The 23,682-nt window shown below is 73.4% G+C and carries 17 protein-coding genes; 13 read left to right on the forward strand and 4 right to left on the reverse strand.

Annotation, left to right across the window (positions count from 1 at the left end; all coding sequences use genetic code 11):
• The first annotated feature begins 3 nt into the window (after nt 1-3).
• The 3 genes from O7602_RS16185 to O7602_RS16195 are packed head-to-tail and all read left to right on the forward strand — an operon-like array spanning nt 4 to nt 5,889.
• Entirely contained in the window at nt 4-4,119 is a 4,116-nt protein-coding gene (locus O7602_RS16185) for a beta-ketoacyl synthase N-terminal-like domain-containing protein (RefSeq protein WP_281583475.1), read from the forward strand.
• The gene (locus O7602_RS16190) at nt 4,116-4,850 is read left to right on the forward strand and encodes a 2-oxo acid dehydrogenase subunit E2 (RefSeq protein WP_281583476.1); all 735 of its coding nucleotides are present in this window, start codon (nt 4,116-4,118) and stop codon (nt 4,848-4,850) included. Before O7602_RS16185 ends, O7602_RS16190 begins: the two co-directional genes overlap by 4 nt.
• Nucleotides 4,843-5,889, forward strand: coding sequence for an alpha/beta hydrolase (locus O7602_RS16195; RefSeq protein ID WP_281583477.1), 1,047 nt, complete (start codon nt 4,843-4,845; stop codon nt 5,887-5,889). The genes O7602_RS16190 and O7602_RS16195 overlap by 8 nt, the downstream gene beginning before the upstream one ends.
• Before the next feature lie 68 nt (nt 5,890-5,957).
• Here the strand turns inward: O7602_RS16195 and O7602_RS16200 are convergent, their stop codons facing one another.
• The 3 genes from O7602_RS16200 to O7602_RS16210 all read right to left on the reverse strand — a co-directional run bounded on the left by O7602_RS16200 (nt 5,958) and on the right by O7602_RS16210 (nt 12,004).
• Nucleotides 5,958-7,373: an FAD-dependent monooxygenase gene (locus O7602_RS16200; protein WP_281583478.1), complete on the reverse strand. Its 1,416-nt coding sequence runs from the start codon at nt 7,371-7,373 to the stop codon at nt 5,958-5,960.
• A 131-nt stretch (nt 7,374-7,504) separates the two neighbouring features.
• Complete coding sequence (locus tag O7602_RS16205; RefSeq protein ID WP_281583479.1) at nt 7,505-10,330, reverse strand: LuxR family transcriptional regulator; 2,826 nt, start codon at nt 10,328-10,330, stop codon at nt 7,505-7,507.
• Nucleotides 10,331-10,492: 162 nt separating this feature from the next.
• On the reverse strand, nt 10,493-12,004 hold the full coding sequence (locus O7602_RS16210; protein ID WP_281583480.1) for an MDR family MFS transporter: 1,512 nt from the start codon (nt 12,002-12,004) through the stop codon (nt 10,493-10,495).
• 99 nt (nt 12,005-12,103) lie between these two features.
• Between O7602_RS16210 and O7602_RS16215 the strand changes: the two genes are divergently transcribed.
• The 3 genes from O7602_RS16215 to O7602_RS16225 all read left to right on the forward strand — a co-directional run bounded on the left by O7602_RS16215 (nt 12,104) and on the right by O7602_RS16225 (nt 14,682).
• Nucleotides 12,104-12,907 carry a TetR/AcrR family transcriptional regulator C-terminal domain-containing protein gene (locus O7602_RS16215; protein WP_281583481.1) on the forward strand — a complete coding sequence of 268 codons (804 nt, stop codon included), beginning with the start codon at nt 12,104-12,106 and terminating at the stop codon, nt 12,905-12,907.
• A 69-nt stretch (nt 12,908-12,976) separates the two neighbouring features.
• A complete protein-coding gene (locus O7602_RS16220) occupies nt 12,977-13,909 on the forward strand; it encodes an ATP-binding cassette domain-containing protein (RefSeq protein WP_281583482.1) in 933 nt (310 codons plus the stop codon).
• Nucleotides 13,906-14,682 carry an ABC transporter permease subunit gene (locus tag O7602_RS16225; protein WP_281583483.1) on the forward strand — a complete coding sequence of 259 codons (777 nt, stop codon included), beginning with the start codon at nt 13,906-13,908 and terminating at the stop codon, nt 14,680-14,682. Before O7602_RS16220 ends, O7602_RS16225 begins: the two co-directional genes overlap by 4 nt.
• 38 nt (nt 14,683-14,720) lie before the next feature.
• Here the strand turns inward: O7602_RS16225 and O7602_RS16230 are convergent, their stop codons facing one another.
• Complete coding sequence (locus O7602_RS16230) at nt 14,721-15,020, reverse strand: hypothetical protein (protein WP_281583484.1); 300 nt, start codon at nt 15,018-15,020, stop codon at nt 14,721-14,723.
• Between the two features lie 250 nt (nt 15,021-15,270).
• Here O7602_RS16230 and O7602_RS16235 point away from each other — a divergent pair, with 250 nt between their 5' ends.
• From O7602_RS16235 to O7602_RS16265, 7 genes are all read left to right on the forward strand, one after another.
• Nucleotides 15,271-15,804, forward strand: coding sequence for a hypothetical protein (locus tag O7602_RS16235; RefSeq protein WP_281583485.1), 534 nt, complete (start codon nt 15,271-15,273; stop codon nt 15,802-15,804).
• Nucleotides 15,805-16,017: 213 nt separating this feature from the next.
• Nucleotides 16,018-16,548, forward strand: coding sequence for a hypothetical protein (locus tag O7602_RS16240; protein ID WP_281583486.1), 531 nt, complete (start codon nt 16,018-16,020; stop codon nt 16,546-16,548).
• A gap of 100 nt (nt 16,549-16,648) precedes the next feature.
• On the forward strand, nt 16,649-18,229 hold the full coding sequence (locus O7602_RS16245) for an AMP-binding protein (RefSeq protein ID WP_281583487.1): 1,581 nt from the start codon (nt 16,649-16,651) through the stop codon (nt 18,227-18,229).
• A 75-nt stretch (nt 18,230-18,304) separates the two neighbouring features.
• Nucleotides 18,305-19,546: a 5-aminolevulinate synthase gene (gene hemA, locus O7602_RS16250; RefSeq protein WP_281583488.1), complete on the forward strand. Its 1,242-nt coding sequence runs from the start codon at nt 18,305-18,307 to the stop codon at nt 19,544-19,546.
• Between the two features lie 55 nt (nt 19,547-19,601).
• Complete coding sequence (locus tag O7602_RS16255; RefSeq protein WP_281590337.1) at nt 19,602-21,098, forward strand: long-chain fatty acid--CoA ligase; 1,497 nt, start codon at nt 19,602-19,604, stop codon at nt 21,096-21,098.
• 157 nt (nt 21,099-21,255) lie between these two features.
• On the forward strand, nt 21,256-22,575 hold the full coding sequence (locus O7602_RS16260) for a hypothetical protein (RefSeq protein ID WP_281583489.1): 1,320 nt from the start codon (nt 21,256-21,258) through the stop codon (nt 22,573-22,575).
• A gap of 20 nt (nt 22,576-22,595) precedes the next feature.
• Nucleotides 22,596-23,675: a transporter substrate-binding domain-containing protein gene (locus O7602_RS16265; protein ID WP_281583490.1), complete on the forward strand. Its 1,080-nt coding sequence runs from the start codon at nt 22,596-22,598 to the stop codon at nt 23,673-23,675.
• Nucleotides 23,676-23,682: the final 7 nt, after the last annotated feature.

Below are 23,682 nucleotides of genomic sequence, written 5' to 3' on the forward strand. Positions count from 1 at the left end.
GCGATGACCAACGAGGAGAAGCTGGTCGACTACCTCAAGTGGGTGACCGCCGACCTGCATCGAACCCGGGAACAGCTGCGCCGGACGGAGGCCGCGGCCCGCGAGCCGATCGCGGTCGTCGGGATGGCCTGCCGCTACCCCGGTGGCGTACGGACCCCGGACGACCTGTGGCGACTGGTCGCCGACGGGTCCGACGCGATCGCCGGCTTCCCGGAGGAACGCGGCTGGTCGACCGCCGACCTCTACGACCCGGATCCGGAGCACACCGGCAAGACGTACACCCGGGAGGGTGGTTTCCTCTACGACGCGCACCATTTCGACCCCGCGTTCTTCGGCATCGGCCCGCGGGAGGCGCGGGCGATGGACCCGCAGCACCGGCTTCTGATGGAGACCGCCTGGGAAACCTTCGAGCACGCGGGCATCGTGCCGGCGGACCTGCGCCGCCGGCCGGTGGGCGTCTACACCGGCGTGATGTACGACGACTACGGCGTCCGGGTCATGCACGACGTTCCGCCCGACCTGGAGGGCCTGCTCGGCACCGGCAGCGCCAGCAGCCTCGCCTCCGGCCGGCTCGCCTACACGTTCGGGCTGGAGGGACCGGCGGTCACCCTCGACACCGCCTGTTCGTCGTCGCTCGTCGCCGTTCACCTCGCCGGGCAGGCGTTGCGGAACGGCGAGTGCGAGCTGGCCCTCGCCGGCGGCGTCACCGTGATGCACACGCCCGGTGTGTTCATCGAGTTCAGCCGGCAGCGGGGAGTCGCCCCGGACGGGCGGTGCAAGTCGTTCGCCGCCGGCGCCGACGGCACCGGCTGGTCCGAAGGCTGCGGCCTGCTGCTGCTGGAACGGCTCAGCGACGCCCAGGCCAACGGCCACCGGGTGCTCGCCGTCATCCGCGGGTCGGCCACCAACCAGGACGGCGCGAGCAACGGCATCACCGCGCCGAACGGCCCGTCGCAGGAACGCCTGATCCGCCAGGCCCTGGCCAACGCCCTGCTCACCGTCGACGACATCGACGCGGTGGAGGCCCACGGCACCGGCACCGTGCTCGGTGACCCGATCGAGGCCCAGGCTCTGCTGGCCACCTACGGGCAACGCCAGGACCGGGACCGGCCGCTGTGGCTGGGCTCGATCAAGTCGAACATCGGGCACACCCAGGCCGCCGCCGGGGTGGCCGGGATCATCAAGATGATCCAGGCCATGCGGTACGGGGAGCTTCCGCGCTCGCTGCACGCGACCGCGCCCAGCCCGCACGTGGACTGGGACAGCGGAGCGGTCCGCCTGCTCGCCGAGTCGCGGCCGTGGCCGGACACCGGCCGGGTCCGCCGGGCCGCGGTCTCGTCGTTCGGCATCAGCGGGACCAACGCCCACGTGATCCTCGAACAGGCGTCGCCCGCCGAACCGCCGGCCGGCGACGAGCCCGGCGGGCCGTACGTGTGGCTCCTGTCCGGCCGCACCGACGCGGCCCTCGAAGCACAGGCGGACCGGCTGCGCGCCGGCCTGCCCGCCGCCGGCCCGGCGACGGTCGCGCACGCGCTGGCCACGACCCGGACCCACTTCCCGCACCGGGCCGCGGTGATCGCCGACGACCGGGACCGGCTCGCCCGCGGGCTGGCCGCGCTCGCCGTCGGCACCGAGTCGCGCGACGTGGTACGCGGCGTGGCCGGTACGGGCGGCAAGCTGGTCTTCCTCTTCACCGGGCAGGGCGCCCAGCGGGCCGGCGCCGGGCGGGGCCTCTACGACTCGTATCCCGTCTTCCGGGCCGCTCTGGACGAGGCGGCGGACCACCTGGACCCGTACCTCGACCGCCCGCTGCGGGCCGTGATGTTCGCCGACGCGGCCCGGCTCGACGAGACGCTCTACACCCAGACCGCGCTGTTCGCGCTGGAGACGGCGCTGTTCCGGCTGCTCGAGTCGTGGGGTGTCCGGCCCGACGCGGTGGCCGGTCACTCGGTCGGTGAGATCGCCGCCGCGCACGCCGCCGGGGTGCTGACCCTCGCCGACGCGGCCCGCCTCGTCGCCGCCCGGGCCCGGTTGATGCAGGCCGCGCCGGCGGGCGGCGTCATGACGGCCGTCGAGGCGACCGAGGACGAGGTGCTCGCCGAGCTCATCGACGGCGTCTCGATCGCGGCGGTCAACGCCCCGATGCGTACCGTCGTCTCCGGCGACGCCGACCGGGTCGCCGCGCTGGCGGAGAGGTTCGCCCGGCGCGGGCGGCGTACCAAGCGGCTCACGGTCAGCCACGCGTTCCACTCGCACCACATGGACCCGGTCCTGGACGAGTTCCACGCGGCCGTCGCCGACCTCACGTTCGCCGCGCCGGCGGTTCCGGTCGTCACCGGGCTCACCGGCGACGTCGCCACCGCCGAGCAGCTGCACGATCCCGGCCACTGGGTCCGGCAGATCCGGGAACCGGTCCGGTTCGGCGCGGCGTTGTCCACGCTGGACCAGCTCGGCGCCACCGCGTACCTCGAACTCGGCCCCGGCCCGGTGCTGCTCGGCTTCGTCCGCGAGGCGCTCGGCCGGAGCGCCGCCGCCGGGCCGCTGCTGCACGCCGACCGGCCGGAGCCGCACACCGCGCTCGCCGCGGCCGCGCTGGCGCACACCGACGGGCACGCCGTGGACTGGGCGACGGTCCTCGGCCCGAAGCCGGCCGCCGCCGTGGAGCTTCCGTTCTATCCGTTCCAGCGCCGGCCCTTCTGGCTCGACGCCGCCGGGCCGTCGGGCGCCGGGGCGGCGCACGACGACTTCTGGCCGGCCGTCGAACGCGCGGACACCGCCCGCCTCGAGGCGTTGCTGTCCCTCAGCGAGGACGAACGCACGGGCCTGCGGGCGCTGCTCCCGGCGCTCGGCGACCTGCGCCGGCGGATCGCCGGGCGGCACACCCACGCGTGGAGCCCGGTGCCGGCGCCATCTGTCGCGGGCGGGTTGGCAGGTGGCTGGATCGTCCGCGACGAGGTGCTCGCCGACGTCCTACGCAACGCGGGAGCCGAGGTGACAGTCACCCCGGCCGGACCCGCCGAGCCGTTCGACATCTCCGGGCCTGGCGGTCGGTGGGTGCTGGCCCGGGGCTCGCGTGCCGAGGCCGCCACCGCCTGGGGCGTGGCCCGGGAGCACGGTTACCGCCTCCTCGACCTGCCGGCCGAACTCGACGACGTGGTGCGGCGGCAGCTCGTCGCGGTCCTCGCCGGCGCCGTCGACGAACCGACTGTGGCGTTGCGGCACACCGGGTTGTCGGTCCGGCGGCTCGTCGCCGCCCCCTCCCCCGCTCGGGGCGGCTGGACGCCGACCGGGACCGTGTTGCTGACCGGGGCGGACACCGCGCTCGGCGGACACGCGGCCCGGTGGCTCGCCGCCAACGGCGCGCCGAAGCTGATCCTGGTCAACGCCGGGCACACCGACGACCGCGCCGAGCTGACCGCGCTCGGAGCCAAGGTGACCGTCGTGGCCTGCGACCTCGCCGACCGGGCGGCGGTGGCCGACCTGCTGGCCGACGAGCCGGTCGACGCCGTGGTGCACCTCGCGGCACCCGGCGGCGCCGCGGCGGTCGGTCACCTCGACGAGCTGACCCGCGGGCTCGGGCTGTCGGCGTTCGTCCTGTTCGCCCCGCCGGACGACGCCGGCACCACCAGGTACTGCGAGCTGACCGCCCTCGACCGGGTGGCCGCCGGTGAACGGGGGCTCGCGGTGCAGCCGGGGCCCCGCCCGCTCCCGGACCGGGCCGTCGCCGGCAGCCTGAGCTGGGCCGCGTCGGCACCCGCCACGGTCGTGCTCACCGACGCCGTCCCGGCCGGCGACGCCGCGCCCACCGACCGGGCCGACGAGGTTCCGCTCGCCGACCGGCTCGCGGCCACCGCCCCGGAGGAACGCCTCGGACTGCTGATCGACTACATCCGGGCGCAGGTCGCCGGCGCGCTCGGCCTCGACGAGGCGGACACGATCGGCCCGGACGACAACCTGCTCGACATGGGACTGTCGTCGATCACGGCGATGGAACTCACCGCCCGGATCCACGAGGCCGGGGTGGCGTTGAGCCCGTCGCTCATCTACGACAGCCCGACCCCGGCCGAGCTGGCCGCGCACCTGCTCGACGAGCTGGCGGTCCCGGCGGGGCACCAATGAGCGGCCTGCCCCGGCCGCGCCGGCACACCCTCTACTTCCTCGACCAGATCCGCGAGATCGCACCGGTGTTCCTGGACACCGAGATCGACATGAGCGCCGTGCTGGCCCACCGACGCACGACGAAACACTCCATCGTCACGTACGTGTTGTGGTCCGCGGCCCGGGTGCTCGCCGCGCACCCCGACGCCAACGTCGCGCTCCGCGGCCGGCGGATGGCCCGCTACCACACCGTCGGCGGCAAGTTCACCCTCGACAAGACGATGTCGGGCCACCGGGTCGTGCTCTCGGCCGTGCTGCCGGGCCTCGAGCGGGCCAGCCTCGCCGACATCCAGCGGCAGGTCGAACGGTTCCGCGACGGCGACCCCGACACGATGCCGGAGTTCGCGGCCGTCCGCCGGCTGCACCGGGTCCCGATGCCGCTCGGCGCCCTGCTCTACCGGCTGGCCGTCCGGCCGCTGCGGCAACGCCCCGGTCGCATGGGCACGTTCGCGGTGACCTCGCTGGGGCACCGTCCGGTCGACGGCTTCTACTCGGTCGGCGGCGCCACCCTGACCATCGGCCTGGGCCGCAGCGTCGACCGCCCGGTGGTACGCCACGGCGAGATCGTCGTCGCGCCCGTCATGCGGCTGTCCCTGACCTTCGACCACCGGGCCATCGACGGCGCCGAGGCGGCCGACATCCTGGCCGACCTCAAGCAGTCCCTGGAGGAGTTTCCAGCCGACCATGAATGACCTGGACGAACTCAAGCGGTACATCGTCGCCCACGCGCGCGGGCAGGGCATCGACCGGCTCGCCGAGAAGCTCGCCGCCATCGAGGACGACGGCGACGGCCCGGGCTCGTGGGTCGCGCAGTGGTCGACCGCGGCGGCGGACCTCGAACGGCGCGGCGAGTGGCTGCCGGCGAGCCGCCACCACATCATGGCCCGTTTCCCGTATCCCGACCGGCCCGGCCGGAGACGTGCGGCGGAGCGGGCGACGGCCACCTTCGAACGGTGGCGGGCCGGGCGCGACCTGCACCCGCTCGACTTCACCCACCGGGGCCACCCGGTGCGGTGCTGGCAGTCCGGCCTGTCCCCGACCCGGCCGCGCCCGCTCGTCGTGATCATGGGTGGCCACCTGACCGTCAAGGAGCAGTGGGCGCCTCGCCTGGGCGTCTTCCGCCGGCTCGGCCTGGCCGCCGTGGTCGCCGACATCCCGGGCATCGGCGGCAACACCGTGCCCTACGACGCCGACGCCCACCTCTTCCTGTCCAGCCTCCTGGACGCGGTGGGCGACCGCGCCGACGTGCGGCAGACGTACGCGATCACGCTCAGCTTCAGCGGCCATCTCGCGCTGCGTTGCGCCCTGCGGGAGCCGCGGTTGCGGGGCATCGTCACCGCGGGCGCGCCGATCCGGGCGTTCTTCACCGACCCGGCGTGGCAGGCCCGGCTGCCCCGGGTCACCACCGACACCCTGAGCCACCTCACCGGCACCACCCTCGACCGGCTGGGCGACTGGGCCATCAGCGCGGATCAACTGGCCGCGCTCCGCATCCCGGTCGCCGCCGTCGCCAGCACCCGCGACGAAATCATCCCGCGCGACGACCTGCTGATGCTGCGGGACAACGTCCGCGACTTCCGGGTGCTCACCCACGACGACGTGCACGGCGCGCCGAAGCACACGCTGGAGAGCATGGCGTGGACGGCCCTGTCCATCCAGCGCATGCGCGGGCGCCCCACGCTGCCCCTGCGCCTCCTGGTCCGCGCGGCCCGGCTGCGCGCCGCCCGCTGACGGCGGGACCGTCCGATACGCGGAGACGCGGGGCGCCGGCCGGCGCCCCGCGTCTCCGCTGTGCGGGGTCAGGAGCTGGCGGGCGCGCCGAACCAGGTGGCGAGCGCGGCGGCGAGGCCGTCCGGGTCGGTCCCGTCGGTGGCCCAGGCGATCCGGCCGTCCGGGCGGGCCAGCAGCGCCACCGCCGCGATGTCGGCGGACGGCTCCGCGGTGACCAGGTCGACCCGGTCGGCCCAACCGTCGACGTCGAGCCGGACGGACGGGTCGAACCGCAGGGCCAGGCCGCGCCCGGCCGGCAGCGGCACGCCCGGCACCCGGAGACCGACGAGCGGGTGGTCGCACCCGGTGGCGGGATGGCGCACGTTGAGGCCGCCGGCCGTCCGCACCAGGTACTCGTTCACCGCGTCGAACTCGATCAGCTCGTTCATCACCGCCCGCAGCGGCGCCACCCGGTCGGCCGGGTAGAGCAACGCCAGTTGCGCGGCGGTGGTGAGGCAGGTCCGCGCCCCGGCCGGGTGCCGCTCATCGTGGTAGCTGTCGAGCAGTCCGCCCGGCGCCCAGCCGGCCAACTCCGCGGCCAGCTTCCAGCCCAGGTTGACGGCGTCCTCCAGGTTGGTGCTCAGCGCCTGGCCACCGAGCGGGAAGTGGACGTGGGCGGCCTCGCCCGCGACGAGGACCCGCCCGACGCGGTACCGGTCGGCCTGCCGGGTCTCGCAGTTCCACCGGCCCAGCCAGCGCGGCGTGCCGACGTCGATGTCCTGCCCGATCAGCCGGGACACGGCGGCGCGCAGCTCACCGGCGTCCGGAGGCGCGGACGGGTCCACCGGCCGGCGACCGAACTCACCTGTCGCCACCCGCAGCAGGCCCACGCCGCTGGGCGCGACGGAGAACAGCCCGCTGTTGAACTCGTTGGCGCCCAACTGCTGGTACAACGGATGGCCGTTGGGCACCTCGACGTCGCCGGCGATGCCGTCGAACGCCACCTCGGAGCCCTCGAACGTGATCCCGGCGGCGCCCCGGACGACGCTGTCGGCGCCGTCGCACCCGACCAGGTAGGCGGCGGTGACCACACCGGCGGAGGTGTCCACGGCCACGCCGTCGGCGTCCTGCCGCACACCGCGTACCGTCACCCCGCGCCGGATCTCCACGCCGAGCTTCTCGGCGTGCGCGAGCAGGTGTTCCTCCAGCTTGGCCTGCGGCAGCAGATAGGTGTACGTCTGCCGGCCGGGCAGCCGGCCGGGATCCAGCCACAACTGGGCGAAGTGTGCGCGCGGCCAGGGCAGGCCGTCGGCGCCGATCCGCTCCATCAGGCCGCGCTCCGCGAGCAGGTCCACCACGCCGGCGTTGATGGCCATGCCCATCGCGGCCAGCCGGGGCTCCGGGTCGCGCTCCAGCACCACCACCGGCACGCCGGCCTGCGCGAGCTCGGCGGCGAGCAGCAGGCCGGTCGGACCGGCGCCGGCGATGACGACGGCAGCGTCCATGGTTTTCTCCTCCGGAGGTCGGGATCGGGTCGGGTCGTGGCGCGCCGGCGGGGCCGCCGGAACACGCGACCGCGCCGGCTCGGAGGCGGCACGACACCTGCCGTACCGGTGTCGATCGTCCGGGGCGCCGCTTAAGCCGCGCTAACCTGGCCGCGCTTGCGCCCCCGGGTCGCCTCGCGGCCGAGCCGGAGGAGCAGGTCGCCGCGGCTGTTCACCCGGAGCTTGCGGTAGACCCGGGTCAGGTGCTGCTCCACGGTGCTGACCGTGACGAACAGCCGCGCGGCGATCGCGCGGTTGGTGTGCCCGTCGGCGGCCAACGTGGCCACCCGGCGCTCGGCCTCGGTGAGCCCTTCCAGCATGGTGGCGACGTCCGGCCCGGGCTCGGCCGCGTCGGCCGCGGGCGGCTGCTCGTCGGCCGGGCCGCAGCGTGGCCGGGGCGTGGCGTCACGCCGGTCCGGCGCGCCCGCCGACTCCGGCCACCGCGGTCGGGCCGCGTCCGGGCCGCCCACACCGTGCGAGCCGGCAGCGGTGGCGGCGGCGTGTCCGCCGGTCGACACGTCTGCCCCGGAGCGCAGCAGGGCGACCGCCTGCCGCAGCAGCGGCAGGCGGTCGGCCGGTTCGCTCGCCGTGGCCAGCGCCCACAGCGCGGCGCCGCGCTCCCGGGCGTTGTGCTCCGGCAACCGGTCCAGCTGCTCCAGGGCCAGTTCACGGCACCGTTCCGGCCGGCCGAGGGCGAGCTGCGCCCGGGCCAACTCGGTACGCCACGGCACCAGCTCGGGCTGGTCGATGTCCCAGGCGGCCGTCAACCGGCCGCACGCCTGCAGGTCGACGAGGGCCGCGCGGACACATCCGGTACGGAGGTGGTGACGGCCCCGGGCGTGCAGGTACTTCAGGCCGAACGGGGTGTCGAACATGGCCGCGGGCACCGCCACGGCCAGGTGTGCCGTGGCCTCGTCGTCACGCTCGCCCGCGGTGGCCGCCAGGACCAGGTTGGACAGCGGACCGCCCACGGCGATGCCCCAGCCGGCGGCGGGGAGCAGATCGAGACCCCGGCCGGCGTGCCCGACCGTGGCGGCCAGGTCACCGCGGCGCAGCGCGCCCTCGGCGGCCATGGCCGACAGGAGGGCCTGTGCCGTCGGTGGGCGCCGCCCGGTGCCCGGATGCAGCGGCGGGTAGTCGTTCGTGCCCGGGTCACCGAGCCGGTCGGTCAGGACGCTCGCGAGCATCACGACCGAGATCGGTCCCAGCGCCTCGTGGTCCAGCCGGGTGTTCCGGACGACCTGTTCGGTGGCGGCCACGACCTCGGCGTGCGTGCTGCGGGCGGCGAGCGCGGTAAGCGCGGCGGCGGCGGGGAGCGGGCCACCGGACGCCGGCAGAATTCCGCGCGCGGCGAGCTCCCGCCGGGGCCGGTCGACGCGCTGCGCGTGGCCGGGGAACAGGTAGGTCAGCAGCAGCAGTGGTGCGCCCAGAGCCGCCGCGCTCTCGTCGTCGAGCGGCCCGGCCGAGGTCAACGCGTTGACCACCGCGACCGCGTCATCGATCAGGCCGTGCCAGAGCAGGTACGGGACCAGGGCCGCGGCCTGGCGCCGGACCAACTGCCCGTGGCGGACCGCGGCGAGCAGCTCCGGCAGGCGCCGGGCCGCGTCGGCCGGGTTGAACTGCCACTCGGCGCGGGTGAGCGCGAGCGTCGCCTCGGCACGCCGCCGCGCGTCGGGCTCCGACGCGCCGGCCGAGTCGAGGAACGACACCGCCTCCTTCACCCGCCCCTCGGCCAGCGCCTGGCTCGCGGCGTCGCGCAGGGTCGGCGCGACCCAGGCGCCCTCGACTCCGTCCGCGCCGAGCAGGTGCCGCGCGACGACGACCGGCGACTCGCCGGTCGCGTGCCCGAGAACGGCGAGCCGGCGGTGCAGTTCGACCCGTTCCTGAGCCGGTGCGCCGGCGAGGACGGACATCCGGATCCGGGGGTCGCGGAAGGTGTCGCCGGTCAACAGGCCGACCCGGCGCAGCGCCAGCAGTCCCCAGTTGACCATCTCCTCGCTGAGGTCCAGCAGCCGGGCCAGCACCGGCGCGTCGGCCGGGCCGCCGGTGACGGCGAGAGCGTGGGCGATCGGCCGGGCCGGCGGCGGGCTGCGGAACAGACAGGCGCGGACGGCCTCGATGAACGCCTCACCGATGGCCGGGCGAGCGACCGGATACGGCCCTTCTGCACGCCGCGTCATGTCCTCGACCAGGGCCGCGGCCAGCCGCGGGTTGCCACCGGTGAAGGCGTGCAGGTGTCCGTCCAGGCCGGGCTCGACCGTCGCCGGCAGCCGCTGCGCCAGGCGGGCCACGCCGGCCCGGGTCAGCGGGGGCAGCGCGATCGGCATCGAGCCGTGCAGCAGCTCCACGTACTGCGCCGGGTGGACGGGTGACAGCTGCGGAAGCTCGGTCAGCACCATGAGCAGGGGCGTGGCCCGGACCCGTCGGCTCAGGTAGGACAGGAACTGCATGGAGTACGCGTCGGCGTGGTGGACGTCGTCGACGCACAGCACGATCGGCCGTTGCTCGGCGCGGCGCAGAAACGCCATGCACAGGCCGTGCAGCATGCGTGCCGGGGCCTGCGGGCACGAGGCGCCGTGCGCCGAGGGCTCCCATTCCGTCGACATCGCCGCGTCGAGCAGCCCGCCGACGCTCGGTCCCGGTGCGTCGCTCCGGCCCAGGCCGGCGGCTTCGGCGAGTTGCCCGACGACGCCGAGCGGCAACGACTGCTCGGCGCGGGCCGCGATCGCGGTCGCCACGTCGGCGCCCGCCTCGCCGGCCAGCTGGCGCACCCGGTCCAGCAGGACGCTCTTGCCGTTGCCGGACGCGCCGCCGAGCACGACCGTCCGTCCGCTGCCCGCCACGGCGCCGGACAACAACCCGCGCAGCGTGCGCAACTGGTCCTCACGCTCGATCAGATCCCCGGCCGGCCGATGCATTGATGCCTCCCGTAGCGCCGACCCGTGGCTCGGCGCGCAGGCGCGGCGCCATCCGGGACACCCGCCCGGCCGAACCTCGGGTCAACATGCAAGATTATCAATATGTGATCGACGTTCCGCACGTCCGGCGCCCGACCGGGAGGCCGGGCGCCGGACGTGGCATCAAGCCATCGTCGCGGGCCGCGAGGCCGGATCCTCCTCGTCGGTGCGCAGGACGCGTGGCAGCAGCAGCGCCGGAACGAGGGCGGCCACGGTGAACGCCACGGTCCACCAGAACGTGTAGCCGTACGCGCCGGCGACCTGGTCGAGCGTCGGGTGCCCACCGGCTCCGGTGTAGGCGTCGGTGACCCGGCGCTGGAGGATCACGGCGACGATGGCCACGCCGAAGGAGCCGCCGAGCTGCTGGAAGATGCGCAGGGCGCTGCTCGCCCGGGTGAAGGCGTGGTGTGCCAGCCCGCTGTAGGCGGCGGCCATGCAGGGCACCAGGATCGCGCCCAGCCCGGCGCCACGTACGACCAGGGCGGCGCCCAGCACAAGCTGGTTGACCTCCCCCTTGGCCAGGGCGAACGGGATCGTGCCCACGGCGGCGAGCACCAGCCCCGTCACCGCGATCCAGCGCGGGCCGATCTTGTCGGTGAGCGGCCCGGCGAGCAGGAGCGCGACGGCGAGACCGAGACCCTGCGGCGCGAGCAGCAGGCCGGCCCGGACCGCGCTGTCGCCGTGGACCTGCTGGTAGAGCAGCGACAGCAGGAAGATCGCCCCGAACATGGCCATGCCGAAGACCAGCAGCACACCCGACGAGGCGGCGAAGTTGCGCGACCGGAGCAGCCGCAGGTCGATGATCGGCTCCCCCGCGGTCCACAGCGAGTGCCACGCGAAGGCGGCCAGCAGCAGGACGCCGGCGATCAGCGGGACGAGGACCTCCCGCGCGGTGAAGCTGCCGTGCTGGCCGGCCTCGGACAGGCCGTAGACGAGCGCCGCGCAGCCCGGCGAGAGCAGCAGCAGCCCGAGCTTGTCGAGCCCCTTACGCTCGGCCGAGGCGGTGCTGCCCGCCGGCATCAGCCGCCAGGACAGCGCCAGCGCGGCCAGGCAGATCGGCACGTTCACGTAGAAGATCCAGCGCCAGGAGAGGTGGTCGACGAGCACGCCGCCGAGGACCGGGCCGAGGACCGGGCCGAGCATCGCCGGCACCCCGATCGCGCTCATCATGCGGCCGAGCCGCTGCGGCCCGGCGGCGGCGGCAAGAATCGCCTGCGCCAACGGGAGGATCATCCCACCGCCGAGGCCCTGGATCACCCGGAAGACGATGAGGCTCTCGGCCGACCACGCGACGCCGCAGAGGACGGAGCCGACGAGGAACGAGGAGAGCGAGAACGCCCAGGTGGCCCGCGCGCCGAACCGGTCGACCGCCCAGCCGGTGAGCGGAATGACGATGGCCATCGCCAGCAGGTAGCCGGTGCTCACCCACTGGATCGTGCTGACCGTGGCGTCGAAGCGCTCGCTCAGCCGGTCGATCGCGACGTTCACCATGGTCGAGTCGAGCTGCACCATGATCGCGCCGAGCATGATCACACCGGCGAGCTTGAGCAGCTCCGGTGTGATGCGGGCGCCGTCGCCGGAATCGGTGGCCGCGCCGTCGGACGCGGAAATGTCGGATCGTGCCGGAACAGTCATCTGCGACTCCGATTGATAGCGGACCGGCAACGGAAACCGGTACGGCGCATCGCCATGCGATACACCGTATCAGAAGCCGATAGGCTGTATGCTGACCGCATGTCACCGAAGCCGTCCGATTCTGGGGTTGACCAACAGCCCGCCGATCCGCCCGCCGCTCGCCGCGCCGACGCCGCGCCGGTGAGCGGCTCGGTCTGGACGCGCCCACCACGGCCCGCGCGGCGGCGACTGTCCCTGGAGACGATCGTGCGCACGGCCATCGACCTGGCCGACGCGCACGGGCTCGACGCCATCACGATCCGCCGGGTCGCCGCCGAGCTCAACGCCCGACCGATGAGCCTCTATTCGTTCATGGACCGCAAGGACGACCTGATCGAGCTCATGGTCGACGAGATCCTCGGCGAGATGGTCCTCGACCAGCTCCCGGAGGACTGGCTGGCGGCGCTGCACGCCATCGCCGCGCAGACCCGGGCGGTCGGCCACCGGCACCCGTGGCTGATCGCCGCGATCATGCAGCGTCCGGCACTGGGGCCCAACGCGGTGCGGCACGCCGACCAGTCGATGACGGCCATCGCGGGGCTCGGCCTCGAGCGCGAGCAGGCACACACCCTCCTGATCGCCATCGACGCGTTCACCATGGGCTTCGGCGGCCTCGAACTGGCCGGCCACTCCATGCGGCAACGCGACGGCCTCTCCGAGTCCGAGTGGGCCGACTCGACCGGCGCGTACCTGAACGGCCTGTCCCGGGCCGGCCGCGCGCCATACCTGGCGCAGCTCGCCGAGCGGCCCGCCGACGACGCCTTCACCGCCAGCCTGAACTGGTTGCTGTCCGGGTTCGCCGCCAGCCTCGGCGCGACGGCCGGCGAGGCACACCCCCTAGGTTCGACGCCCACGAACCCCTGACTTTTCTTAGGGGGCGCAACCGACATTCCGGGCTGGTTCCGGCGCGAGGAGGCACGGTTGAATGGCTCCGTGATCGAAGTGCTGCACCTGACGAAGCGCTACCGGCGCACCACCGCGATCTCGGATCTCACCTTCCGCGTCGGTCCCGGCCTGGTCACCGGTTTCCTCGGCCCCAACGGCGCCGGCAAGACCACCACCATGCGGCTGATCCTCGGGCTGGGTCGGCCCACCGCCGGCACCGCGACCGTCGACGGTCGCGCCTACGCCGAACTGCCGCGCCCACTGACCACGCTCGGCACCCTGCTGGACGCGCAGGCGGTCAACCCGCGTCGGGACGGCTTCCACCACCTGCTCGCGCTGGCCCAGAGCAACGGGATCGGCGCACGCCGGGTCCGCGAGACGCTCGACCTGGTCGGCCTGGCCGAGGTGGCCCACCGACCGACAGGCGGCTGGTCGCTCGGCATGAAACAGCGTCTCGGCATCGCCGCCGCCCTGCTCGGTGACCCGGCCGGAGTGATGCTCGACGAACCGCTCAACGGGCTCGACCCGGAGGGCATCGTCTGGCTTCGTGGGCTGCTGCGCCGGCTGGCCGACGAAGGCCGGGTGGTGCTGCTCTCCAGCCATCTCATGAGCGAGATGGCGCTGATCGCCGACCACCTCGTGGTGATCGGCAGGGGACGGCTGATCGCCGACTCCCCGACCACCACCCTCCTGCGCGACCGCGTACCCGCTTCGATGCTCGTGCGGGCCGAGGGCGCGGACGCCTTCGCCGAGCTGTTGCGCGGCGCGGGCGCCTCGGTCGACGTCGAGCCGGACGGCGCGCTCCGGGTCCACGGTCTGGACGGCACGGGGGTCGGCCGCCTGGCCGCCCGGCACCGGGTGGTGGTCACCGAGCTGACCCCGGTCCAGCCCTCGCTGGAGAACGCCTTCATCGACCTCACCCGGGACAGCGTGGAGTACGCCGCCCCGCCATCCGCCATGATCGAGGACGGAGCCCGATGAGCCTGACCGGAGTCCTCGCCGGAGAGTGGACCAAGGTGCGCAGCCTGCGCTCGATGGCCTACGGCGCGCTGCTGGCGCTGGCCATGGGCGCCGGTTTCGGGATGCTCACCAGCTACGCGGCCGGCCGCGACTACGCCCGCTCCTCGGCACCGGCCCGGGCGTCCTTCGACCCGGCCGCGTCCAGCCTGCGCGTCTACCTGTCGATCCAGTTGGTCCTCGGCATCCTGGGCGTGCTGACCATCACCAGTGAGTACGCGAGCGGCACGATCCGGGCCAGCCTCGGCGCCGTTCCGCGCCGGAGCCGCCTGCTCGCCGCGAAGGTGGCCGTCTTCACCGCCGGCGCGCTTGTCCTGGGCCAGCTCGTCGCGCTCCTGGCGTTCCTGGTGGGGCAACCGGTGATGGCCGCGCAGGGCGCTCCGTCGACGACGCTCGGCGCGCCCGGGGTGTTGCTCGCGGTGGTCGGGGCGGGGCTGGTGATGACCGCGGTCGGGGTGCTCGGCGTCGCGCTCGGCGTGCTGACCCGCAGCACCGCGGCCGGGCTGATCACGGTCGCGGTGCTGACGGTGCTGGTGCCGTCGTTCATCCCGGCGCTGCCCGAGCCGCTGTCGTCAGTGCTCGGTCGCTACTGGCCGACCACGGCGGCGGCCCAGTTGACCAAGGTGGTGCCGGACGCCGGCGCGCTCGACGGCTGGGCCGGTCTCGGTCTGCTGGCAGCGCTGGTGTCCGCCGCGCTGGCCGCCGCCTTCGTCGTCTTCGGGCGGCGCGACGTCTGACGCGCCGCCCACCCGCGTGGCAGGCGGCGCGTCAGGTGTCAGGCCCGCTTGCCCTCAAGGTTGAACCCGCCGATGAGGCCGGCGGTGACCTTCCCGGTCATGGTGTCGCCGTCCACCGTCACGTTGAACGTCAGCGTGACCTTGACCAGGGCCATCTCCATCTTCCAGGTGGCCGTGTCGCCGTCGGCGTGGCCGTCGAAGATCTCGGACTGCTGGTTCATCGTCTTGTTGGTCAGGGTGCCGGTGACGTCATCGCCGTCGACGTGCAGGACGACCTCGCCCTCCTGCTTGCCCATCGGGCTGTCGATGATCAGCTGCCAGGTTCCCGCGACGCTCATCAGACCTCCATCATTCGGGTAAGGACACGCTCACCGTAGGGACGCCCCTCGCCGGCCAGCACCCCTAGCCCGCCCCTAAGTCGTCCGTCCCCTATGCCACGTCGGCGCTCCGGCGTCCGGACCCGGCCGGGTTAGCGGCGCTTAAGCGCCGCCACACACGATCGGCATCGGTACGGCGGGTGCCGTACCGCCTCCGAGCCGGCTCCGTCTCACGCAGGGCCGGCCAACCCTGCTAAGGAGACTGACGCTCATGCGCAAGCCACGGCCGAAGCGGCTCACCGCCCTGCTGTCCGCGATCGTTCTCGGCGGCGCCACCACCGTCGTCCTGGGCGGCTCCGTGGCGTCCGCGGTCCCGGCCCGGCACGGCAAGAAGCGATGCTCGGTGACCTCCGGCCTCACCGACCGTTCCCAGTTGACCAAGCACGACGGCCGCGCCCCGGGCACCACCGACGGCGACAGCGTCGTCTACCACGACGACGTCTACAACAAGGCCGGTGACGTCGTCTTCACCGGCGAGGGCACCGTGCTGGTCTACACCAACCCCAGGAGCGGCGCGCTCTGGGAGTTTCTCGCCATCACCATCCAGATGCCCAGCGGCGGCACGTACTTCGGCACCACGACGTTCGCGATCGAGGACGCGGTCGCCGGTAATCCGCAGACCATCCCGGTGGTCGGCACGGCCGGCGACACGGTCGGCAAGGTCGGCGCGGTGAAGTGGAGCCTGGTCGGCTACGAGGGCCCGAACCTGTCCATCTTCGACGTGACGGCGACCTTCTGCGGCTGACCGCCACGGCGGCGGCACGGGCACGTCCTCCCTGGCGGGGCACCTTGAGGTGCCCCGCCAGGCGCGTGCGGGGCTCCGCCCGTCGCGCGGCCGGGCCGCCTTGGGCGCGCTTTAGGCGGCTGCAAGGCCGGGGCAAGCGTCGTCACCGAGGCTGGCCGCACCGGTGGGCAGATGCCCGGGAGGCCGGCCACCATGCGAAGGAGACTGACGCTCATGCGCAAGCCAAGGCCGAAGCGGCTCACCGCCCTGCTGTCCGCGATCGTTCTCGGCGGCGCCACCACCGCCGTCCTGGGCGGCTCCGTGGCGTCCGCGGTCCCGGCCGCACACCTCCGCCCGTGCGCGGTGACCGCCGACCTCACCGACCAGTCCCACCTGACCAAGCACGACGGCCGCGCGCCGGGCACCACCGACGGCGACACCGTCGTCTACCACGACGACGTCTACAACGCGGCGGGCGAGCTGGTCGTCACCGGCGAGGGCACCGCGCTGGTCTACACCAACCCCGTCGACGGCACGCTCTGGGAGTGGCTCGCGGTGACCGTGCAGATGCCCAGCGGCGGCACGCTCTTCGGCACCGTGCCGATCTCGATCGCGGACGCGGTCGCCGGGAAGCCGCAGACCATTCCGCTGATCGGCACCGCCGGCGACATGCTCGGCAAGACCGGTTCCTGGAAGTTCAGCCTGCGCGGCTACACCAACGTGAACCTCTCCATCTTCGACGTGACGCTGACCATCTGCGGGTGACCCGCGCACGCACCGCACCGCCTCCACCCACCGCCCTCCGTGGATACCTGGTGCCCACACCGATCGGGCGACGCTGACGACAAGAACAGGGAAGGTACCCATGGACCGAACCGCCGCCGAGTCGGCCTGCCCGAACTACGTGATGCGGATCCTCGACTCGCTGGCCAGCCGCCCGGACGAGGTCGTCGTGAAGTGGCGGGACCAGAGCATCACCGCCGGCGAGTTCGTGCGCTCGACGGTGGCCGCGACCCGCCGGATGCAGGAGTTGGGCATCGACCGCACCCACACGGTCGCCGCCCTGTCGGCATCGAACAGCCCGACCATCATCTACACCCGCTACGCGGCCCACCTCCTCGGTGCGCGCCTGGTGCACATCCTCTCGGTGAACGCGAACTCGGCGGCCGAGTCGCTGGCCGAGAGCCAGCAGGTCGACATCCTGAACGAGGTGAGCGCGACGCTGCTCGCCGTGGACGTCGAGAGTCTCGATGTCGCCCGCCGGCTGCGGGACGCCGTCAAGGGTCCACTCAAGCTCGCCACCTACGGCTCCGACGGCGCGCCGGTCGACGCCGACCTGTCCGCCGGCGACACGAACGACGACGGCCTGCCGGAGCCCCGGCCGATCGTCGAGGGCGACACCGCCACCATCATCTACACCAGTGGCACCACCGGAAAGCCGAAGGGCATCTGCCGCAGCTACGGCTCGTGGCACCGGGAGACCGTCGGCGCGATGAACCAGGTGAAGAGCATGAACCTGGGGCCGTCGGGCTACCTCGTCACGATCCCGCTCAGCAACGCCGGCATCTCGGTGGACTCGGTGCTGGCGCACGAAGGGGTCGTGCTCCTGCACGAGCAGTTCGACGCCGGCCGGGTGCTCGAGACCATCGAGCGCGAGCGCGTGGGCGGCACGTTCTGGGCCACCCAGCACCTGTACCAGATCCTCGACCACCCGCGCCTGAACGACGTCGACACGTCGAGCCTGCGCCTCGTCATGTACGGCGGCACCCCGATCTCGCCGGCCCGCATCGAGCGGGCCGTCGAGAGGTTCGGTCTCATCTTCGTCCAGTACTACGGCACGACGGAGAGCCGCCGGATCTCCGCGCTGACCCCCGCCGACCACCGGGACAAGAACCTCCTCGCCAGCGCCGGACGCCCGATCCCCACCGTCCAGCTGGTCATCCGCGATCCGGAGACGGGCGCCGACCTGGACGCGAACGTCCCCGGCGAGGTGTGCGTGCGTACCCCCGGGATGATGACGGAGTACTTCCTCGACCCGGTGCGGACGGAGAAGGCGCTGCGCGACGGCTGGTTCCACACCGGCGACATCGGATACTTCGACGACGCCGGCTACCTGTACCTCGTCGACCGCCTGTACCACGTCGTCAAGACCGACGGCATCAAGATCTACCCGGCGGAGATCGAGCGCGTGCTGTTGCTGCACCCCGCCGTCACCCGGGCGAGCGTCATCAAGGTCCGCGACGCCGACCTGCGTGACTCCATCTGCGCGTACGTGCAGCCACGCGCCGCACACGGCGACCTCACGTCCGAGGAGCTGGCCGAGTTCGTGGCCGAGAAGATGTCTCCCCTGCACGTTCCGGCGGTCATCGAACTGGTGTCGGATCTCGCGACGACGCAGTTCGGCAAGGCGGATGCGCAAGCCCTGCGCCAGATGCGCGGCGCGTGATCATCCGGCACAGCGGCTGTCGTCGCCACCTGGTCATACCTACCCACCGAGGCCGAGTAAGGGAGCCCGATACCCATGACACATCTCCTTGAGCTCATCTCCACCGAGATGGACGCGCTGTCGCACGGCCGTCGCGAATTCCTCGAGATATCGAGGATCGCGGGCAGGTTCCCCCGGGCCAACGCGCCCATGCTGCCCGCCGACAGCGCCGAGGTGAGCGTCTGGTGCAGCAACGACTACCTGGGCATGGGTCAGGCGCCGATCGTGCTCGACGCGGTGAAGAGCGCCGTGGACGAGAACGGGGCGGGCTCCGGGGGTTCGCGCAACATCAGCGGCACGAACGGATACCACATCCAGTTGGAGGCCGAACTCGCCGCGCTGCACCGCAAGGACGGGGCCCTGCTGTTCAGCACCGGCTACACGGCCAACACCGGGGCCCTGGCGATCCTGGCCGGCCGCGTTCCCGGCACCGTCGTCTTCTCGGACGAGAAGAACCACGCGTCGATCATCGACGGCATCCGGCAGAGCCGCGCCGAGAAGCGGATCTTCCGACACAACGACGTCGACCACCTGGCCGAACTCCTCGCCTCGGTGGATCCGGACCGGCCGAAGATGATCGTCATGGAGTCGATCTACTCGATGGACGGTGACGTCGCGCCACTCGCCGACATCGCCGACCTCGCCCGTCGGCACCACGCCCTGACCTACCTCGACGAGGTCCACGCGGTCGGCATGTACGGCCCGCGCGGCGCCGGGATCGCCGCGCAGGAGGGCATCCAGGACCAGTTCGACGTCATCATGGGCACGCTCGCCAAGGGATTCGGCACGGTCGGCGGCTACGTCGCCGGACCGGAACCGTTGATCGAGGCGGTGCGCATGTTCTCGCCGTACTTCATCTTCACCACGTCGCTGCCGCCGGCCATGGCGGCCGGCGCCCTGGCGGCGGTGCGTCACCTGACCACGTCGGAGACGGAGCGGGAGATCCTGCACCACAACGCCGCGGTCACGCACCGGCTTTTGGACGAGCGCCGCATCCCCTACGTGTCGGCCATGTCGCACATCGTCTCGGTGTTCGTCGGTGACGAGGCCAACTGCCGGACGGCCTCCAGCATCCTGCTGCACCGCCACGGCATCTACGTGCAGCCGATCGACGCGCCGAGTGTCCGGCCGGGTCAGGCCGTGTTGCGGGCCACGCCGTCGGCGACGCACCACGAGGCGGAGATCCTCCGCTTCGCCGACGCCCTGGACGACATCTGGAACGAGCTGGGGCTGCCCCGCGCCAACGCGGGACATCTGGTGGCGGAGGCGACGGAGTGACGACGGACGAGGGTTCCGCCGCCCGGGTCGTGCGGGGCCACCGGCCGTGCTGACGATGTCGGTGGCCGCGATCCTCGCCGAGTCCGCCGCCCGCGGCCCCCGGCGCACCGCGCTCGTGACCGAGGACGAGGAGGTCTCCTACGGCGACCTCTGGCAGCGGGCGCTCCGGGCCGCCGGGACGCTGAAAGCGCGGGGGGTCCGCCCGGGCGACGCGGTCACGGTGATGCTGGAGAACACCCCGGACCTGCCGGTGGCGTGCTTCGCGATCTGGGCCGCCGGAGCGACTGTGGTGCCCGTCGCCACGTCGGCCCGGCCGGCGGAGGTCGAGTACACGTTGACCGACTCCGGCTCGGTGCTGCTGATCTGCGCGGAGGCGTTGATCGCCGAGGCGGGGCAGGCGGCACGTGCGGCGCGGGTTCCGGCGCTCACCGAGGTGGAGCTGGTCGGCACGGCGCCGCCGCTGAACACGTACGAGCCGCGCCGGCCGGACGACATCGCCATCATCCTCTACACGTCGGGGACCACCGGGCGGCCCAAGGGCGCGATGCTCACCCACCTCAACGTGACGATGAACATCATGGTCACCCGGGTGTCCCCGTTCGACGTGACGGCGGACGACGTCCTGCTCGGGGCCCTGCCGCTCTACCACTCGTTCGGCCTCATCTGCGGTCTGGGCACCTGCCTGCTGGCCGGCGCGTCGGTCGTGCTGATGCGACGGTTCGACGCGGCGCGGGCGCTGGACCTGATCGAGAAGCACGGGTGCACGCTGTTCATGGGCGTGCCGACGATGTTCACCACGATGCTGGCCGCCATGGCGCCCGGTGACGCCGGCCGGTATCGGCTGGACCGCGTGTTCAGCGGCGGCGCGCCGCTGCACGTCGCCACGCTCGAGGCCATCCGTGCCGCCTTCGGCTGCGAGGTGTACGAGGGCTACGGGCTCACCGAGGCGTCGCCCTGCGTCGCCTACAACCAGAAATGGTGGCCGACGAAGCCGGGCACGGTGGGCCGCCCGATCTGGGGCGTGGACGTGCGGGTGGCCGACGCCGACCGCGCCGACACCGTCGCGTTCGTGCCCGACGGCGAGGTGGGCGAGATCGTGGTGCGCGGGCACAACATCATGGCCGGCTATCTCAATCTGCCGGAGGCGACGGCCGGGACCGTCGTCGACGGCTGGCTGCGCACCGGAGACCTCGGTCGGTTCGACGAGGACGGCTATCTCACGATCGTCGACCGGAAGAAGGACGTGATCCTGCGGGGCGGCCACAACGTCTACCCGCGCGAGATCGAGGAGGTCCTCAGCCGGCACTCCGCGGTCCGGCAGGTCGCCGTGGTCGGGTTGCCGGACGACCGGCTCGGCGAGGAGGTGTGCGCCGCGGTGGTCGTCCGCGACGGTTTCTCGGCCGGACCGGAACTGGCGGCGGAGCTGGTCGCGCTGGCGCGGGACCGCCTCGCCGGGTACAAGTGTCCCCGGCGGGTCGAGTTCCTGCCGTCCTTCCCGCTCGGCGGGGGCGGCAAGGTGCTGAAGCGCGAGCTGGCGGTGCACCTGGCCTGACGCCGCCCGGCCGGTCGGATACCGGACATGGCGCTGCGCATTGTTGACCTACCCTGCGAGGCTGATCACTCGCCGACATCGGTTGCTCACGTGTTAGCCCGGTGACGCAGGGAGTTCTACAGTGGAGGTGCGGAAGCCTGGCCGGAAGGGACCGCGGATGCCGAACAGGACGGTGCGGAGCACCCCGGCGCTGATCGTGCTGCACGGCGTCGGGCTGGGCTTGGCGCTGCTCGTCACCGCCGTGGTCGCCGTGCGGTCCAGCGCCCCGGCCGCCAATCTCGGGGAACGCGCGGTCGGCGTCGCCATGGCCACCAGCACCACCGCCCGCGAGATCTACCAAGGGTTGGCCGACGCCGACGTGGCCGCCAGCGCCGTCTTCCTGCTGCCGCCGGACGAGACCCGGCGCAGCGCGCTGCGCACCGACTACGACACCGCGGTCCGCCGCGTCGAACGGCAACTCACCGACGCCACGGGCGAGGCGGTCAACGATCCGGACCGGCTGAACCGGCTGGCCGCGATCGGCTCCCGGCTGACCGTGTACCGGGGCGTGGTCTGCGCGGCCCTGGCCACCGCGGGCGGGGACGCCACCGGCGGCGCGGGCCCGGACACCTCGGCGGCCTGCCCGGCGACGCCGGCGACGGCCGGCGGTCCCGGTCCGGCCGGAGCGGCCCGGTCGGCCGCCGCCCGCGCGGTGCTCGCCTCGGCGTACGCCCGCGAGGCGTCCCACTATATGTCCACCGAGTTGCTCACCGAGGCCCAGCGGCTCTGGGACGACGACACGCGCCGGCTGCTGCACGCCCGCGCCGACGCCCGGCCCTGGGTGGCCGCCTCGGTGCTGACGCCGCTGGCGCTGCTCGGTGCGCTCGTCGCCACCCAGCTCTGGTTGCGTCGCCGAACCCGGCGGCGGTTGAACGCCGGGCTGCTGCTCGCCTCCGGCGCGGCCGTGGCCGTGCTGGCCATGCTCGTCGCGTCGTGGTGGCACTGGCCGGCCGCCGACGGCCGGTTCGACGACCTGGAATCGGCCATCGCGGCGCAGAGCACCAGCCAGCAGCGCCTCGGTGACCTGCTCGCCGGGCGCGCCGACCTCTATCTGGGCCTCGGCGCCAGTGTCGACCCGGCGGGGCACCGGGCCGACTTCGACGCCCGCAAGCTCTGCTCCCCCACCTCGGGCCGGGCCGCGCCGATCGACTGCGCGGCCCTGGAGGACGTCTGGTCCGCCCGGCAGAGCAGGACCCCCGACGCGTTCCGGGACGCCGTCGACACGGTGCTGCGCGACGGGCCGGTCGGCCGGTCGTTCGAGGCGGCGAAGATCGACCTGGAAGACGCCCTGCGCGCGGACGCCGCCCGCGCGGACGCCGCGCGGGAACGACTGCCCGCGGCGCCCCGCCCGCTCGGCGGCGCGGCGGCCTGGGTCGTCCTGCTCGCCGGCGGCGGCGTGGTCGCCGGCCTGCGCCAGCGCTACCTGGAATACCAGTGAACACCCACGGAGGAGGTCCGGTGGCGGTCCGGGCGTTGCTCGCCGGCACGCTGCTGGCGACCCTGGCCGGGTGCAGCGCGCCGGCGGCGACCACCCCCGCGCCGGCGGCCCGTCCCCCCGGCGCGCAGACCCTCGCCCCCGCCGGCGAGGCGACCCCGATCTGTTCGGTCCGGCGCAGCCTGCCGGCCAGCGCCACCCGGCCGAGGCGGATCATCGAGCGGGAGCCGCAGCGGCTGATCGCGGGCGTCGACCCGTCCGACGCGACCATGAGCCACTGGAACTCGGCCAACCAGCAGTTCGAGGGATTCAACATCGACCTGCTGCTGCGGGTGGTCAAGGCGCTCTGGCCGAAGGACGACCCCCGCGACCGGGTCGAGTTCGTGGTCGTGCCGCCCGGCCAGGGCGCCTTCCAGATGCTCGACAAGAACCAGATCGATCTGGTGGCCACGTCGCTCACCGCGTCCTGCGAACGCGCCGAGCAGGTGATCTTCTCCAACGACTACCTCGACTCCGGGCAGTCGGTGCTGGTCCGGGCCCGCGACGGCGGGCCGGAGTTCGCCGGCGTGGAGGAGATGGGCGGGCGGCGGGTCTGCGCCGCCCGGAACACCACCTCGCTGGACGCCATCCGCCGCTACCGGACGGCCGGCGGCGAGCGGCTGGTGCCGGTGGCGGCGGAGCACTCCGTCGACTGCCTGGTGATGCTCCGCCAGGGCCAGGTCGACGGCGTCAGCACCGACGAGAACATCCTGCGCGGCTTCGCCCAGATGGCCCCCGACACCGCGCTCGTCACCAAGCCGCCCCGCCGGGACCAGCGATACTGCGACCACAACCTCAGCGACGAGTGCGACTGGTTCACCGACGAGCCGCACGCCTTCGCGTTCCGGCTCGACGACGCGGAGCTGGCCGCCTTCGTCAACTACGCCCTCGCCCTGCCCGAGACCCGGCGGGAGTGGCTGCGGGCACACGGCGACTGGCTCGCCGACCATCCGGACGCGGTACGGGACCCGGTCACCGGCGCGCGGACGCCGATGATGCCCTCGCCCGGCGAACCCGTCACCACCTGGCCGCCGCCGCGCCCGGCCCCCGCCCCGACGGACTGAGGGGGCC

The organism is Micromonospora sp. WMMD1128 (assembly GCF_027497235.1).
Lineage (GTDB): Bacteria > Actinomycetota > Actinomycetes > Mycobacteriales > Micromonosporaceae > Micromonospora.

Bases quoted from the DNA above. Each gene is read 5' to 3' on its own strand.
- O7602_RS16185 (WP_281583475.1), top strand. From the start codon at position 4: ATGACCAACGAGGAGAAGCTGGTCGACTACCTCAAGTGGGTGACCGCC.
- O7602_RS16190 (WP_281583476.1), top strand. From the start codon at position 4,116: ATGAGCGGCCTGCCCCGGCCGCGCCGGCACACCCTCTACTTCCTCGAC.
- O7602_RS16195 (WP_281583477.1), top strand. From the start codon at position 4,843: ATGAATGACCTGGACGAACTCAAGCGGTACATCGTCGCCCACGCGCGC.
- O7602_RS16200 (WP_281583478.1), bottom strand. From the start codon at position 7,373: ATGGACGCTGCCGTCGTCATCGCCGGCGCCGGTCCGACCGGCCTGCTG.
- O7602_RS16205 (WP_281583479.1), bottom strand. From the start codon at position 10,330: ATGCATCGGCCGGCCGGGGATCTGATCGAGCGTGAGGACCAGTTGCGC.
- O7602_RS16210 (WP_281583480.1), bottom strand. From the start codon at position 12,004: ATGACTGTTCCGGCACGATCCGACATTTCCGCGTCCGACGGCGCGGCC.
- O7602_RS16215 (WP_281583481.1), top strand. From the start codon at position 12,104: ATGTCACCGAAGCCGTCCGATTCTGGGGTTGACCAACAGCCCGCCGAT.
- O7602_RS16225 (WP_281583483.1), top strand. From the start codon at position 13,906: ATGAGCCTGACCGGAGTCCTCGCCGGAGAGTGGACCAAGGTGCGCAGC.
- O7602_RS16230 (WP_281583484.1), bottom strand. From the start codon at position 15,020: ATGAGCGTCGCGGGAACCTGGCAGCTGATCATCGACAGCCCGATGGGC.
- O7602_RS16235 (WP_281583485.1), top strand. From the start codon at position 15,271: ATGCGCAAGCCACGGCCGAAGCGGCTCACCGCCCTGCTGTCCGCGATC.
- O7602_RS16240 (WP_281583486.1), top strand. From the start codon at position 16,018: ATGCGCAAGCCAAGGCCGAAGCGGCTCACCGCCCTGCTGTCCGCGATC.
- O7602_RS16245 (WP_281583487.1), top strand. From the start codon at position 16,649: ATGGACCGAACCGCCGCCGAGTCGGCCTGCCCGAACTACGTGATGCGG.
- hemA (WP_281583488.1), top strand. From the start codon at position 18,305: ATGACACATCTCCTTGAGCTCATCTCCACCGAGATGGACGCGCTGTCG.
- O7602_RS16255 (WP_281590337.1), top strand. From the start codon at position 19,602: ATGTCGGTGGCCGCGATCCTCGCCGAGTCCGCCGCCCGCGGCCCCCGG.
- O7602_RS16260 (WP_281583489.1), top strand. From the start codon at position 21,256: ATGCCGAACAGGACGGTGCGGAGCACCCCGGCGCTGATCGTGCTGCAC.